15 protein-coding genes are annotated in these 13,651 nt (G+C 70.1%); 8 read left to right on the top strand and 7 right to left on the bottom strand.

Features of this window, described 5'->3' with window-relative positions; genetic code table 11:
* Positions 1-36 precede the first annotated feature (36 nt).
* The 3 genes from J8M50_RS05215 (at position 37) to J8M50_RS05225 (ending at position 3,565) form a co-directional block, all read left to right on the top strand.
* Complete coding sequence (locus J8M50_RS05215; RefSeq protein WP_010351122.1) at positions 37-1,740, top strand: S1 family peptidase; 1,704 nt, start codon at positions 37-39, stop codon at positions 1,738-1,740.
* 230 nt (positions 1,741-1,970) lie between these two features.
* Positions 1,971-2,882, top strand: coding sequence for a DMT family protein (locus J8M50_RS05220; RefSeq protein WP_029183479.1), 912 nt, complete (start codon positions 1,971-1,973; stop codon positions 2,880-2,882).
* A gap of 41 nt (positions 2,883-2,923) precedes the next feature.
* A complete protein-coding gene (locus tag J8M50_RS05225) occupies positions 2,924-3,565 on the top strand; it encodes a methyltransferase domain-containing protein (RefSeq protein ID WP_010351124.1) in 642 nt (213 codons plus the stop codon).
* Here J8M50_RS05225 and J8M50_RS50380 read toward each other — a convergent pair.
* Positions 3,496-3,774, bottom strand: coding sequence for a DUF7683 domain-containing protein (locus tag J8M50_RS50380; RefSeq protein WP_422397586.1), 279 nt, complete (start codon positions 3,772-3,774; stop codon positions 3,496-3,498). The genes J8M50_RS05225 and J8M50_RS50380 overlap by 70 nt on opposite strands.
* Before the next feature lie 224 nt (positions 3,775-3,998).
* Here J8M50_RS50380 and J8M50_RS05230 point away from each other — a divergent pair, with 224 nt between their 5' ends.
* Positions 3,999-4,349, top strand: a complete 351-nt coding sequence (locus J8M50_RS05230; RefSeq protein WP_029183480.1) for a hypothetical protein — start codon at positions 3,999-4,001, stop codon at positions 4,347-4,349.
* A gap of 31 nt (positions 4,350-4,380) precedes the next feature.
* On the opposite strand, the gene J8M50_RS05235 is transcribed toward J8M50_RS05230, so the two are convergent.
* Positions 4,381-4,866 carry a type III secretion system chaperone family protein gene (locus J8M50_RS05235; RefSeq protein ID WP_010351126.1) on the bottom strand — a complete coding sequence of 162 codons (486 nt, stop codon included), beginning with the start codon at positions 4,864-4,866 and terminating at the stop codon, positions 4,381-4,383.
* Positions 4,859-6,187 carry a D-inositol-3-phosphate glycosyltransferase gene (gene mshA / locus J8M50_RS05240; protein ID WP_010351127.1) on the bottom strand — a complete coding sequence of 443 codons (1,329 nt, stop codon included), beginning with the start codon at positions 6,185-6,187 and terminating at the stop codon, positions 4,859-4,861. Before mshA ends, J8M50_RS05235 begins: the two co-directional genes overlap by 8 nt.
* 194 nt (positions 6,188-6,381) lie before the next feature.
* On the opposite strand from mshA, the gene J8M50_RS05245 reads away from it, so the two are divergent.
* From J8M50_RS05245 to J8M50_RS05255, 3 genes are all read left to right on the top strand, one after another.
* Positions 6,382-7,161 carry a hypothetical protein gene (locus J8M50_RS05245; protein WP_029183481.1) on the top strand — a complete coding sequence of 260 codons (780 nt, stop codon included), beginning with the start codon at positions 6,382-6,384 and terminating at the stop codon, positions 7,159-7,161.
* Between the two features lie 250 nt (positions 7,162-7,411).
* Positions 7,412-8,497, top strand: coding sequence for a C40 family peptidase (locus J8M50_RS05250; RefSeq protein WP_010351129.1), 1,086 nt, complete (start codon positions 7,412-7,414; stop codon positions 8,495-8,497).
* Positions 8,498-8,754: 257 nt separating this feature from the next.
* Positions 8,755-10,182, top strand: coding sequence for a PP2C family protein-serine/threonine phosphatase (locus J8M50_RS05255; RefSeq protein WP_010351130.1), 1,428 nt, complete (start codon positions 8,755-8,757; stop codon positions 10,180-10,182).
* 71 nt (positions 10,183-10,253) lie between these two features.
* Here J8M50_RS05255 and J8M50_RS05260 read toward each other — a convergent pair whose 3' ends face one another.
* From J8M50_RS05260 to J8M50_RS05270, 3 genes are all read right to left on the bottom strand, one after another.
* The gene (locus tag J8M50_RS05260; protein ID WP_040835507.1) at positions 10,254-10,598 is read right to left on the bottom strand and encodes a DUF2516 family protein; all 345 of its coding nucleotides are present in this window, start codon (positions 10,596-10,598) and stop codon (positions 10,254-10,256) included.
* Positions 10,599-10,723: 125 nt separating this feature from the next.
* The gene (locus tag J8M50_RS05265) at positions 10,724-11,350 is read right to left on the bottom strand and encodes a hypothetical protein (RefSeq protein ID WP_010351132.1); all 627 of its coding nucleotides are present in this window, start codon (positions 11,348-11,350) and stop codon (positions 10,724-10,726) included.
* Between the two features lie 95 nt (positions 11,351-11,445).
* Positions 11,446-11,901: a helix-turn-helix domain-containing protein gene (locus J8M50_RS05270; protein WP_010351134.1), complete on the bottom strand. Its 456-nt coding sequence runs from the start codon at positions 11,899-11,901 to the stop codon at positions 11,446-11,448.
* A gap of 212 nt (positions 11,902-12,113) precedes the next feature.
* On the opposite strand from J8M50_RS05270, the gene J8M50_RS05275 reads away from it, so the two are divergent.
* Positions 12,114-12,896 (top strand): class I SAM-dependent methyltransferase, encoded by a 783-nt coding sequence (locus tag J8M50_RS05275; RefSeq protein WP_010351135.1) that lies wholly within the window; start codon positions 12,114-12,116, stop codon positions 12,894-12,896.
* Positions 12,897-12,949: 53 nt separating this feature from the next.
* Here J8M50_RS05275 and J8M50_RS05280 read toward each other — a convergent pair whose 3' ends face one another.
* Positions 12,950-13,606 carry a TetR/AcrR family transcriptional regulator gene (locus J8M50_RS05280; protein WP_040835509.1) on the bottom strand — a complete coding sequence of 219 codons (657 nt, stop codon included), beginning with the start codon at positions 13,604-13,606 and terminating at the stop codon, positions 12,950-12,952.
* Positions 13,607-13,651: the final 45 nt, after the last annotated feature.

Raw genomic sequence — 13,651 nt, forward strand, 5'->3', positions numbered from 1 at the left:
CACAGAACCGACTTCTTCTGCGGCAAGGAACCTTTGATGATTTCACGCGACCTGAATCCGACCGGACGATCAAGACGTCTCCGCCACCCCGCGAGTGACCTGTACGAGGGCATACGCGCTCGTGTCACGGTCACCGCCGTCACTGGTGCCCTTGCACTTTCCGCTCTTGCCGTCCCACCTGCTCAGGCACTGGACGGGACAACGGCAACCGGCACGTCGTACGCGTTCACCGCGAAGCTCGCGATCGGTGACACGTTCCGTTCCTGCACCGGCACCCTGGTCAACGCGCAGTGGATTCTCACCGCGAGCAGTTGTTTCGCCGCGGATCCCGCGGCGGGTTTCACGGTCGCCGCGGGTGCGCCGAAGTGGAAGACGACCGCGACCGTCGGCCGTACCGACCTCACCACCACGGCCGGCCAGGTCAGGGACGTCGTGGAACTGGTCCCGCACGCGGACCGTGACCTGGTGCTGGCCAGGCTCGCCACCCCCGTACGCGGTGTCACCCCGCTGCGGGTCGGTGCGACCGCGCCGACGGCCGGCGAGCAGCTCAAGGGCACCGGGTACGGCCGGACCAAGGACACCTGGGTGCCGGGCACGCTGCGCTCGGGCACGTTCACCGTCAACCGGGCCGACGCCACCGAACTCCAGATCGACGGCACCCCCGTCTGCAAGGGCGACACCGGCGCGCCGGTCTTCCGGGAGAAGGACGGCCTGCCCGAACTCGCGGCGGTGACGACCGCGTCCTGGCAGGGCGGCTGCCTCGGTGTCACCGAGACCCGTACCGACGCGCTGGCCACCCGTGTCGACGACCTCGCCGCCTGGGTGAAGCAGTCCACCGCCTCGACGCTGACCCCGTGGCGTCTGCAGATGGTCACCGTCGCGGACAAGGACCTCTTCCACACGGTGCGCGACAGCAACTGGGACTGGTCGGCGTTCGGCGACGTCGAACGGGCGGCCGGCGGTATCGGGGACATCGCCCAGGCGTCCGACGCGGCCGTCAGCGGTACGAACACCGTGCTCGCTCTCGGCGCGGACGGTGTCGTCTACGAGACGAAGCGCAACCCCAACGGCACCTGGGTGGCCTTCCGCTCCCTGGCCGGTGAACTCGGCGCGCTCGCGGGCCTGAAGAAGATCTCCGTGACCTCCACCGGCTCCACCCTCGGCCTCGTCGCGATCACCGGCAGCCGCGTCCACCACGCCGTGCGCGACGCCTCCGGCACATGGTCGAAGTGGGGCGACGTCACCGCCGCGGTCGGCACCCTCGCCAACCCCACCGACATCACCGTCACGAAGGTCGGCGACACCACCCACGTCGGTGTCATCGCCAACAGCGGCAAGGCCTACCACACGGTCCGCAACACTGACGGGACCTGGGGCACCTGGGGCGAGATCACGAAGATCTCCGGCTCCCCCGCCACCGTCCGCGCGATGGCGTTCTCCGGGACCAGCACCGCCGATCTCCAGGCCGTCCTCGTCGAACCCACCGGCACCGTCCGCCACGTCGCCCGGATCGCCGACGGCACCTGGACCACGTTCGGCACCCTCACCGTCCTGGGCACCGGACCCGTCACCGCCATCGACGCGACCACCGTCGACAACGAATTCCACACCGCGATCATCCGCGACGGCCGGATCACCCACACCCTCCGCCACACCGACGGCACCTGGGAACCCGCCGACACACCCCCCGCCACCCCCGCCAACCCCACCTCCCTCGCCCTCACCGGCAGCTGGAACTGACCTCCGACACAGCCCCGGCCCACCCCTCCGAGGTGGACCGGGGCTGTGTCTCGTTTCTCTTTTGAACGAGCAGGAGGCGGGAGCCCGAGGCGGTACCAGCATGTTCGGGTTTGCCGGGACGACGGTTCGCGCGTCCGGAGCGTATGAACACTGACTCGCCCCACGCAACGCCGACGGCCGATCCCACGTCTGGCAGGGGGAACAGCCACCCCCCTGGAACGGAGTGCCCGGTGCTCGTAGGACTGCTGACTGCCGTCGTGGCCTCGATTTGTTATGGCACGGGCTCCGTGTTGCAAGCCGTTGGGTCGCGGAAGTCGGCTCGGCGGCAAGTTGAGGCTGGCGGGCAAGTTACCGCGCATGGTGGGCCCAGTCTTTCGTCCACCGCTCAGGCCGCCATGACCTGGGAGTTTATTGTCGGGACGGTGCTGGACTTTGTCGGGTTCGGGCTCGGGGCGTTGGCCGCTCGGCTGTTGCCGTTGTTTTTGTCGCAGACCGTTATTAGCGCGAATCTTGTTATTACGGCCGTGCTCAGCGTCAAGATGCTGGGGATTCGGCTGACGCGGGCGGAGTGGACGTCCATCGCCGTTGTTTGTTCGGCGCTGGTGCTGCTCGCTAGCGCGGCCGGGCCCGAGGGTAGTGGGCATACGCCGATCAGTACGCACTGGTGGCTCCTCGCGATCTCCGTGCTGCTGATCGTGGGCGGGACTGTGCTCGTTCGGCTGCTCGGGGCGCGCGCCGCGATCCTCGCCGGGCTGCTCTCCGGGCTCGGGTTCGGGGCGCTTGGGGTGGGCGTGCGGGTGTTGAACGGGGTTGATCCGTTTGATCTGGGCGCGCTGCTTGGTGATCCCGCTCTGTACGCCATCCTCGTCGCCGGGATCGGCGGCATGTACCTGCACACCGTCGCGCTCCAGATCGGCTCGGTGAACGGTGCTACGGCCGCGCTCGTCGTCGGCGAGACCGTGCTCCCCGGCATGATCGGCGTCTGGTGGCTGGGCGATGCCTCCCGGCCCGGGTTCGGGTGGCTCGCGGTGATCGGGTTCGTTCTGGCCGTTTCGGGGGCGGTGGCTGTGGCCTGGTTCGGGTCGGAGGAGGAAGCGGCTTCGGACGACGCCGTCGGGCGGGAGCCGGAGCGGGTGCCTTAATCGGGTGCCGGTGAAGATCGGCAGACGTAAGTTCTGGGCCCATGGACTGGCTTACCTGGCATGACGCGTACGACAACCCCGACTCCTACCTCTCAAGTCGCCTCGCCCTGGTGAAGGAACGCATTCGCGAGGCCCTGGACGCCGCCCCGGAAGGGGAGTTGAGGGTGGTGAGTCTGTGTGCGGGGCAGGGGCGGGATCTGATCGAGGTGTTGGCCGAGCATCCGAGGCGGAAGGATGTGACGGCTCGACTTGTCGAACTGGACGCCCGTAATACCGAGTTCGCCCGGGAGTTGGCGGCGGAGGCGGGACTCGATCAGGTCGAGGTCGTCACCGGGGACGCGTCCCTCACCGATCACTACGTCGACTTCGCGCCCGCCGACATCGTCATGGTCTGCGGCTTGCTCGGGAATGTCGTACGCACCGACATGAAGCGCATCATCGACCACTGCACGGCACTCTGCCGAACCGGCGGCACGCTCGTGTGGACCCGTACGCGGCACTTCGGTACGCCGCTTCAACAGTGGCTGGAGGAGCGGGAGTTCGAGCCGGTGTGGGTGTCCGGGCCGGAGGTCGAGCATGGGGTGGGAGCGCATCGGTACCGGGGCGAGAACCGTCAACTGGCAAGCGGCGTCAGCATGTTCGAGTTCATCGGGTACGACGTGCTGGACGCGCGGGAGTTGTGAGCGGGGTCAGTCGGAGGTCGGCTCCAAGTAGTACTCGTGAGCGGCGCGAGCTTGGCCGCCTGTTCCGCCGTCACCCGGTAGACGTCACCGAGGTGGTCGGGGTGAGTGATGTGGAATACCTCGGCGATGGTCTGATCGCCGAGGTGCGTCACGTCCCACCGGTCGTCGGTGAAGTCCTCGTCCTTGCGCCTTACGCGACCGTCGCCGATTCAACATCTGCCTTAGTGAAGTGGAGTGACCCTCACGTATCGGCAACTGACCGCAGTTCAGCGGGTCTTGCTCAAGAAGATCTGGCGTTTTCGCTTTGCGGAGCGAATCTTGGTGCTAGCGTGATACGCAACAAGACAAGAGTGGCCCCACCAGAGCCCGGAGTGTTACCAGCACTCCGCTGATGGGGCCGTGACGACAACCACTTCGTAAGGAACCTGTCGCCATGCGCCATTCTATCGCGCACGCCCTTTTCAGCTGCCTGCGCACCCTACTCTCCCTCGTCCTCCCCGGGACGGGCCAACGCCGTAGGGCCGCCGTGCACCCCGCCCCGGCCCCCGAGCCCGTCATCCCCGAAAGCCCCTGGTCACGGCCCTGGCTCTCGCCGTCCAAAGAGGAAGCCGCCGAGATCCTCCGCCTGCGGGCGGACCTCCAGGAGAAGGCGAAGGCCGCGTACAACCTGCGGCGCCAGCGGGAACGCCGCCGGGTGCTGGAGTTCGCGGCGATGGGGATCGACTATCCGTACGTGTACCCGGGCTCGCCGTTCGGCCCGGACGAGTTCGAGGTGCATGTGTGAACTGCCGTCCACATCAAGGTAGTTGAGAGGCTCAGCCGGGTTTCGTCAGGTGGCTGAACGCGTCGAGGTTGCGGGTCGACTCGCCGCGTGACACCCGCCATGCGTACTCCTTGCGGATCGCCGAGGCGAAACCCAGCTCCAGCAGGATGTTGAACGCGCCGTCGGCCGCTTCGAGGGTCTGGCCCAGGAGGCGGTCGATGTCGTCCGGCGTGATCGTGGACAGCGGCAGACGGGCCGTGACATAGATGTCCCCCAGCCCGTCGACCGCGTAACTCATGCCGTACAGCTTCAAGTTGCGTTCTAGGAGCCAGCGGTGGACGGCCGGTTCGTTCTCGTCGGGGTGGCGGATCACGAACGCGTTCAGCGAGAGGGAGTGGCGGCCGAGGCGCAGGGAGACCGTCGTCTTCAGCTTGCGGGTGCCGGGGAGTTCGGCGACGTACGTGCCCGGCTCCGGGGACTCCCAGGAGACGCCCGCGTCCCGGAGGGCTGTTTCGATCACCTCATGCTGGTCAGCCATGGTGCGAGCGTACGTGCTGGACGGCGGCGGCGTAGACGTCGGCCGTGGCGGCGGCGGCCGTGTCCCAGCCGAAGCGCTGCGCGTGGGCGGCGGCGGCGTGGCCCATGCGGGTCGCCAACTCCGGTGCGTCCGCGAAGCGTTCGAGGACGCGGGCGTAGCGGGCGGGGTCGTGGCCGTCGACGAGGAAGCCGGTCTCGCCGTCGCGGACGGCGACCGGGAGGCCGCCGACGGACGCCGCCAGGATCGGCGTACCCGTCGCCTGCGCCTCTATCGCGACGAGGCCGAAGGACTCGCTGTACGACGGGACGACCAGCACCGACGCCGCGCGGAACCAGTCCGCCAACTGCGCCTGGCCGACGGGGGGTCGGAAGCGGACGACGTCCGCGATGCCGAGGCGCGCGGCGAGTTTCTGGAGGCCCTCCGGCTTCGCGAGGCCGCTGCCGCTGGGGCCGCCGACGATCGGTACGACGATGCGGGTGCGCAACTCGGGGCGGGCGTCCAGGAGTTCGGCGACGGCCTTCAGCAGGATGTCCGGCGCTTTCAGGGGCTGGATGCGGCCCGCGAACAGCGGGATCAGGGCGTCCGGGGGGAGGCCGAGGCGTGCGCGGGCCGCGGCTCGGCCGTCGCCCGGCGTGAAGCGGTCCAGGTTGACGCCGGGGTGGACGACCGCGACCTTCGCCGGGTCGGCGTGGTAGTGGTGCACCAACTCCGCCGCTTCTTCAGCGGTGTTGGCGATCAGCCGGTCGGCCGCGTCGACGATCTGGGTCTCGCCGATGACACGTGCCGCCGGTTCGGGGGTGTCGCCGTCGGCGAGGTTCGCGTTCTTGACCTTCGCCATGGTGTGCATCGCGTGGACCAGGGGGGCGCCCCAGCGCTGGGCAGCGAGCCAGCCGACATGACCTGAGAGCCAGTAGTGGGAGTGGACCAGGTCGTAGTACCCCGGCCGGTGGCCCGCCCACGCCTGCATCACGCCGTGCGTGAAGGCGCAGAGCTGGGCGGGGAGGTCCTCCTTGTTGAGTCCCTCATAAGGACCAGCATCCACATGACGTACTAGTACCCCGGGGGCAAGGTCCACCGTGGGAGGTAGGCCACCCGTGGTAGCCCTCGTGAAGATCTCCACCTCGATGTTGATCGCCGCGAGGCGCTGGGCCAGCTCGACGATGTAGACGTTCATCCCGCCGGCGTCCCCGGTGCCGGGCTGGTGCAAGGGCGACGTGTGCACGGAGAGCATCGCGATCCGGCGCGGCCTGCGCTGCGGGAGGCGCAGCCGCGGGGTCGTGGCCGGGGAGCGACGCCCGAGCCGGCTGACGTACTGGCTCACGTGGCGTTTCCTCCTTGCTGGCGGTGCTGCGGGCATGACAGAGGGAGGCTGGCGCGCCTTCCAAGGGGGCAACAGCGGAGGGGGTGAGGCGAATTCCCGGGGCGGATACTTTTCCGAATCATTACCTTTACGTCTCAACCGTGCGGGACGTCTCGGGCAACGGCCACTCGACCCCTGCGCCTACCCTCGTAACCATGAGCCCCCGTCCCGTCGGAACCGTCACGCGCGGGACCACCAATCCCAATCGGCTGCGGCGTATGGACCGGTGGATCGCCGATGCGCACGGCGCTGTGCTGCGGCGGGCCGTGGATCCTGTCGCCGTCGATCTGGGGTACGGGGCCGCTCCCTGGACCGCCGTCGAGTTGCTGACCCGGCTGCGGGGGGTCGCGCCTCGCGCGCGCGTGGTGGGCGTCGAGATCGATCCCGCGCGCGTGGCCGCCGCCGCGCCGTACGCGCGCGAGGGGCTCGTGTTCCGGCACGGCGGGTTCGAGGTGCCGGTCGAGGGGCGGCCCGTGCTGGTGCGGGCCGCGAACGTGCTGCGGCAGTACGACGAGGACGCCGTCGCGGGCGTGTGGGAGCGGGTCTGCGGGCGGCTCGCGGACGAGGGGCTGTTCGTCGAGGGGACCTGCGACGAGGTCGGGCGGCGGCACGTGTGGGTCGCGCTGGGTCCTGAGGGGGCCCGGACCGTGACCTTCGCCGCGCGGCTGGGGTCGCTGGAGCGGCCGTCCGACCTCGCCGAGCGGCTGCCCAAGGCGCTGATCCACCGGAACGTGCCGGGGGAGCCCGTGCACGCGTTCCTGCGGGACTTCGACCGGGCCTGGGCGGCTGCCGCGCCGTACGCGTCGTACGGGGTGCGGCAGCGGTGGATCAGGGCGGTACGGGATCTGGCGGGGGTGTGGCCCGTCGTGGACGGGGTACGGCGGTGGCGGCAGGGGGAAGTGACCGTGGAGTGGGGGGCGTTGGCGCCTCGGTGAGGTGACCTCGCTCCCGCCCCTCGGCTCGTTCACCCCATCGAGTGACCGGCTGCGGGAACGCCTCCGGTGCGCCGTTCGTCACACAGGTATCGGGCGTGTCATGGCGGTGCGGGAAGTGGGGAGGGGAGGGTGGAGCGTGCGGTGGGGGAGTGGCGGCAAGGGCGTACAAACCCTGTCGTTTTCGGTCGGGGCGTGACACGATCCACCGGGGTCCAAAGTTACTGACGGTTAATCAGTTGGGGGAAGCGGTATGGGTACGGGGAAGCGCGCCCTGGTGGCTACGGCCGTGAGTGTCGTCTGCGCGGTGACGGTGCTCGTGCCTGCGACCACGGCGTTCGCGGCTCCGGATCCGGGGCCGAGCGTGAGCCCGACGGCGGCCGTAACTCCCTTGCCCAACAAGGACCTTCAGGCCGTACGCGCTCGCCTGGACGCGCTGTACCACGACGCCGCCGTCGCCACGGACGCGTACAACGCCGCCGAGGAAGCCTCCAAGGAGCAGTCCGCGACGCTCGTCGCGCTGGCCCAGCGGATCGTCGACGGCCGGGAGCAGCTCGCCAAACTGAAGGACCGCGCGGGGGCGGCGGCGCGTGCGCAGTACCGCAGCGGGGGCCTGCCGGACGAGGCGAAGCTGATCCTCAGCGACGACCCCTCCCAGTTCCTCGACGACGCGGGCCGCGTCGCCCAGGGGCAGAAGGCGACCAAGGGCCTGCTCGCGCAGTTGACGACGGTCCAGGCGGACCTGGAGCTGTACGCGCGGGACGCCGCCGTCCAGTGGCAGAAGCTGGAGGCGGGCCGCAAGGCGAAGGCCGCCGCGCAGAAGCGGATCGAGCAGCAGATCGCCGCCGCGAAGAAGCTGGAGGCCGAACTCCAGAAGGAGGAGCTGGCGCGCCTCGCCGAGCTGGAGCGGCAGGCGGCCCAGCAGGCGCAGACGAAGTGGCTCGACGCGAACACGGAGGTCGTGGCCGGGAGCGCGGCCGGTGCGAGCACGCAGGGCGCCAAAGCCGTCGCGTACGCGCTGGCGCAGCAGGGGAAGCCGTACGAATGGGGCGCCGAGGGGCCGGGCTCGTACGACTGCTCCGGGCTCACCTCGCAGGCGTGGGCCGGGGCGGGGAAGGCGATACCCCGGACCTCGCAGGAGCAGTGGCGGCAGCTCAGGCACGTCGACATCGCCGACATGCGGCCCGGCGACCTGATCGTCTACTTCTCGGACGCCAGCCACATCGCGATGTACATCGGCGAGGGACGCATGGTCCACGCGCCCCGGCCGGGGCGGACGGTGACCGTCGCGGGGGCGGGGTCGATGCCGATCCTGGGGGTGGTGCGGCCGGACGCGTAGGGGTGTGAATCGGGTTACGTGGCACACGCCACGCGGGCTTGATCCGAAACCCTGCCGAGACGTGACGTTCGTCATTCCCGCACCTCACCCGCCCTGCCCAACTGCGGTACGGAACGCGGCATATGCCATTGACTTGAGATCAACCTGGGTGGCGTACACCATTCCGCTCCGGCGCTTTCTGCCGCTAGGGTCCCGCTCGGTGGGACGAGTCCCTCGTCACCGCCGTGCCCTCGGGGGGAGGGGAAGGAACCCTAGACATGCCCGTACCCGTACCGCGGCAGAGAGCGATCCCGGCCGTGGAGTGTGGTCAGGCGGAGACCGAGTCCCGTCCGCCGGAGGCCGGCGCGCCCGCCGAGACGCGGGGCGCTTCCGCGAGCGGCGTGAGCATCGACGCCGTCGGCGTGACCGCTGACGCCCCTGGCATACCCGACTCCGCGAGCCTCATCGGCGTACCCGGCATCCCGGAGGCCGCGAGTCCGATCGGCGTACCCGTCGATGCGCTGACCCCGGCCGCGCTCACCCTTCTCCTCATCCAGGACGACCCCGCCGCGACCCCCCTCGTCCCGGACCTGCGTGACTCCGCCGGGCAGCCCATCCGCGTGCGTGCCGCGCGCAACCTCACCGAGGCCGAGCGGCTGCTCACGGACGACGTCCACTGCATCCTTCTCGACCTCGCGCTGCCCGCCCCCGGCCCCGGTGAGGACGGTAACGAGGACGAGCTCGCCGTCCTCCGGCACGTCCTGCGCCTCGCGCCCCGGCACGCCGTCCTCGCGCTGACCGCCTCCGGCGACGCCGACCGCGCCGCCGAGGCCGTACGCGTCGGCGCGCAGGACTACCTCTTCCGGGACGAGCTGGACGGGCGGCTGCTGAGCCGCGCGATCCGGTACGCCGTCGAGCGGAAACGTTCCGACGCGGCCGAGCGCAGGCTCGCGGAAGGCAAGCTGCGGGCCCAGGAGAACGCCCGGCTGGAGCGCGGGCTGCTGCCCACGCCGCTGCTCGACGGCGCCTCGCTGCGGTTCGCCGCCCGGTACCGGCCGGGGCGCTCCCGCGCGCTGCTCGGCGGTGACTTCTACGACGTCGTCCGCACCCCCGACGGGATCGTCCACGCGATGATCGGGGACGTCTGCGGGCACGGGCCCGACGAGGCCGCGCTCGGGGTCGAACTTCGCATCGCCTGGCGGGCGTTGACGCTGGCCGGGCTGTGCGGGGACCAGTTGCTGGGCACGCTTCAGGAGGTGCTGGAGCACGAGCGGGACGACGAGGAGCTGTTCGCGACGCTCTGCACCGTCGACATCGATGCCGACGGGTCGCGGGCGCGGCTCTGTCTCGCCGGGCACCCCGCGCCGCTGGTCGTGCGCGACGGGCACGCCGAGTTGCTGCCGTCCATCGAGAACGGGCCCGCGATCGGGATGCTGCCGTGGCGGAGCTGGCCTCGGATGGAGGTCGAACTCGGGGCCGCGTGGAGCCTGTTGATGTACACCGACGGGTTGATCGAGGGGCGCGTCGGGGACGGGAGCGGGGAGCGGCTCGGGCAGGACGGGATGGTCGGGATGGTGCGGCGGCTGTGGGGGGAAGGGGCGCGGGGGGAGCGGCTGTTGAGGGCCGCTGTTCGGGAGGTGCGGGAGATGAACGGGGGCGAGCTGGCGGACGACGTGGCTGTGCTGCTGCTGGAGCAGGGGGAGTAACCCTCCCGTACGGGGTGCGGGGTCCCTCTCAAGTAGGGGACCCTCGCCTCGTACCGTCGTACTAGTACCTGCTACCTACCACCGTTGTACGGGCCGTACGGGCCGTCGCTGCTCGAACCGCCCCTGCCGCCCCGGCCGCCCTTCCCGCCACCCGGCAGGGTCCGCAGTGCGGGGCGTACGTCGACCATGTACACGATCGTCGCCACCAGGCCGATGATCGGCAGGAACGACAGGATCGGGAAGATCAGGTTCACGACGAAGGCCAGGCCCAGGATGATCACCCAGAACGGCTTCGTCTGCTTGCTGACCGCGCGGTAGCCGTCCTCACGGCGGATCACCGCGTCGAAGAGCGCGAAGCCGCTGAAGACCATCAGGGCCAGGCTCAGCAGAGCCATGAAACTGCTGAATCCTTGCATCAGCACAACGTCCACCACCCGGTTCGACTACTCGTCCCTTACGCGGTCACCGTACCCGCAACCTTCCGTCCGTTACCCCCATAACGGGCCGGGCTCCGTGAGAGTGCCCGGCCCGTCGTACCGCTTTACTCGGCTGCCGGGGCCGTCTTCTTCGCGGCGGTCTTGCGGGTGGTGGTCTTCTTGGCGGGGGCCTTCTTCGCGGGGGCGGCGGCCTTGGGGGCCTCGGCTTCTGCGGCAGGCGCCGGGGTCTCCTCCTGGACCTCCACCGCGACCGCCAGCTCCTGGATCTCCTCGGCCGCCTCGCCGCGCCACGTCTTCACGGCCTGCTCGCCATGCTCCGCGACCTTCTCGTACGTCTCGCGCGCCTTCACCGCGTACTCCGCGGCCACGCCGACGCCCCGCAGCGCGAGGTCCTGCGCGGACTCGCCGAGGCGCTTGAGGTCCGCGTCGAGGGTGGTGCCGAGCTTCTTGAAGTCGCCGTCCAGCGCGGTGACGAACTCGCCGACCTTGGTCTGAAGCGTCTCCTGCGCCTCCTTGGCACGCTCGCCCGCCTTCGCGCCGGCCTCCTTCGCGCGGGCCTTGGGGTCGCTCTCCCGCACGGCCTCGAACCGCGCCGGGGCCTCCGTACGCAGCTGCTCCACCAGCGCGGGGACCTTCTTCACCTCCTGGAGCGCGAGGTCGGCGGCGCCGGCGGCGAAGTACAGGGGGGTCGGGTCGCTGAGGGTCTTGCGCAGATCGTCGGTGATGGCCATGGTGGGTGTTCCTCCCGGTTTCGCGTTCGTCATGTACGTCGGCATCGGCCGAGGTGAGGTTGATCCGCAGTCGGGCGGCCGGTCCCCTGGACCGGTCAGCCGGCCGCTCCCTGCGGGTCGCTGTCGGGTTTTTTCTGTACGGGGTTGTCGGCGCCGAAGTCAGCACCCGGTGTTCTGGCCGGGCTTTTGGCTGGGCCCGCCTCGAAGCCGTTCTCCTTGCGGAACGACTCGTAGATCTGGAGCAGCGCCTGCTTCTGCGGTTCGGTCAGCGTCGGGTCGGCGAGGATCACGCCCCGCGTCTCCACTTCATCGAGGTCCCGCTCGGCGTCGAGGATGCCCGCCCGTACGTACAACGTCTCGGCGGAGATCCTGAGCGCCTTCGCGACCTGCTGCAACACCTCCGCGCTCGGCTTGCGCAGGCCCCGCTCGATCTGGCTGAGGTACGGGTTCGACACGCCCGCGGCCTCCGCGAGCTGCCGCAACGACAGCTGCGCGTTGCGCCGCTGCTCGCGGAGGTACTCGCCGAGGTTCCCGACGTTGAGCGATGCCATGCCCCCACCATGCACCGACCTTGCTAACTATTGCAAGCGCCTGCTTGCAAAAGTGCGCTGTGTCTCGTTGGGACTGAGCGCTTCAGCGCGGGTTCGTGGGCCCTGTCGTACGGCAGTACCAGGGGCTGTTGTTCGGGCTGGCCGCGGCCTTGTTGATCATCGGGCATGGTATGGCAGGCTGGGCCGTTCTGCCTGCTCCTAGGAGATCCGCCATGACCAGCACGTTCCGTCCTGACTTCGGGCTCACCGCGCAGGACTACGGCCGCCACCGCGCCGGATTTCCGCCGCAGATCGTCACTCACCTGTACCGGCACGGCATCGCCTTCCCCGGCAAGGACGTGCTCGACATCGGGACCGGTACCGGCGCCCTGGCGCGGCTGTTCGCGCGGGCCGGGGCCCGGGTGACCGGGCTGGATCCGGCAGCGCCGCTGCTTGAGCAGGCTCGGGTGCTCGACAGGGAGGTTGGGGTGGAGATCGAGTACCGGGTGGGCACGGCCGAGGCGACGGGGCTGCCGGACGGGGCGTACGACGTGGTGGCGGCCGGTCAGTGCTGGCACTGGTTCGACGCGCCGAAGGCCGCGGCCGAGGTGCGGCGGCTGCTGCGTCCCGGCGGGCGAGCGGTCATCGCCCACTTCGACTGGCTGCCGCTGCCGGGCAACGTGGTCGAGGCGACCGAGGAGCTGATCCTCTCTTTCAACCCGGCCTGGACGATGGGCGGCGGCACCGGCCTGTACCCGCGCTGGCTGACCGACCTGGCCACCGCGGGCTTCACCGGCATCGAGACCTTCTCCTTCGACCTGGCCGTGCCGTACCCGCCCGAGGCGTGGCGGGGCCGGATCCGGGCCAGTGCCGGAGTCGGCGCCAGCCTGGCGCCGGACGATGTGGAACGCTTCGACGACGCCCTGGGCGGCGTGCTGCGCGACCGTTTCCCCGGTGAGGTGATCGACGTCCCGCATCGCATCTGGGCCGTTGTGGCCACCCGTGGCGACGGCTGACGCGCGCCTTGTTTCCCAGGCCGGGTTCGCCCTTGGCCCGTTTGACGTACGTGTCAGCGGCGGGCGTCGCGCAGCACCATGTCGACGGCGAGGTCCGCGAACGAGGTGAGGTCCTTCGGCTCGTGGCGGGTGAAGGGGGAGGCCCACAGGGCGAAGCGGCCGAAGAGTGCGGACCACAGGTGCAGGGCGGCTTGTTCGGCGCCGTCGGGCCAGTGCAGGCCCGCGTTTTCGCAGGATTGGACCGCGTCCAGCCATTGCCGCCACAGGAGGCCCGCCGGGTGGTGGGCTTCGTCCGGTTCGCCGAAGCTCGACGCGTTGTGTCCGAACATCAGGCGGATGACGCCGCGTTCGGTTGCGGCGAAGGTGCAGAAGGCGTTCGCCTGGGCGCGTAGGCGTTCGCCGGGGTCGGCTCCCTCGGACGCCGCGCGGGTGTCGGCGTCGCGCATGGCCGTGACGACCCGCTCGTACCCGTCCTCGGCTACGGCACGCGCGAGCTGGTCCTTGTCGGCGAAGTGCAGGTACATGCTCTGGGCGGCGATGCCGACTTCGCGTGCCACCTCACGCAGGGACACCGGGAGGGGGTTGTCGGTGAGCTTCTCGTCGAGCAGCCGTCCGACGGCGGCCAGGATCTCGGAGCGGAGCCGGTCCCCTTGGCCCCGGGGATTGCGCCTGCGTGCGCTCTCGGTGGTGGGCACGGCTTCCTTGTTCATGCGTCCCATTCTGCGATACGCCGATCCTGCGGTTCCCCGGCGCCG

Origin of the sequence: Streptomyces acidiscabies, from assembly GCF_020010905.1 — a bacterium.
Taxonomy (GTDB): Bacteria; Actinomycetota; Actinomycetes; order Streptomycetales; family Streptomycetaceae; genus Streptomyces; species Streptomyces acidiscabies.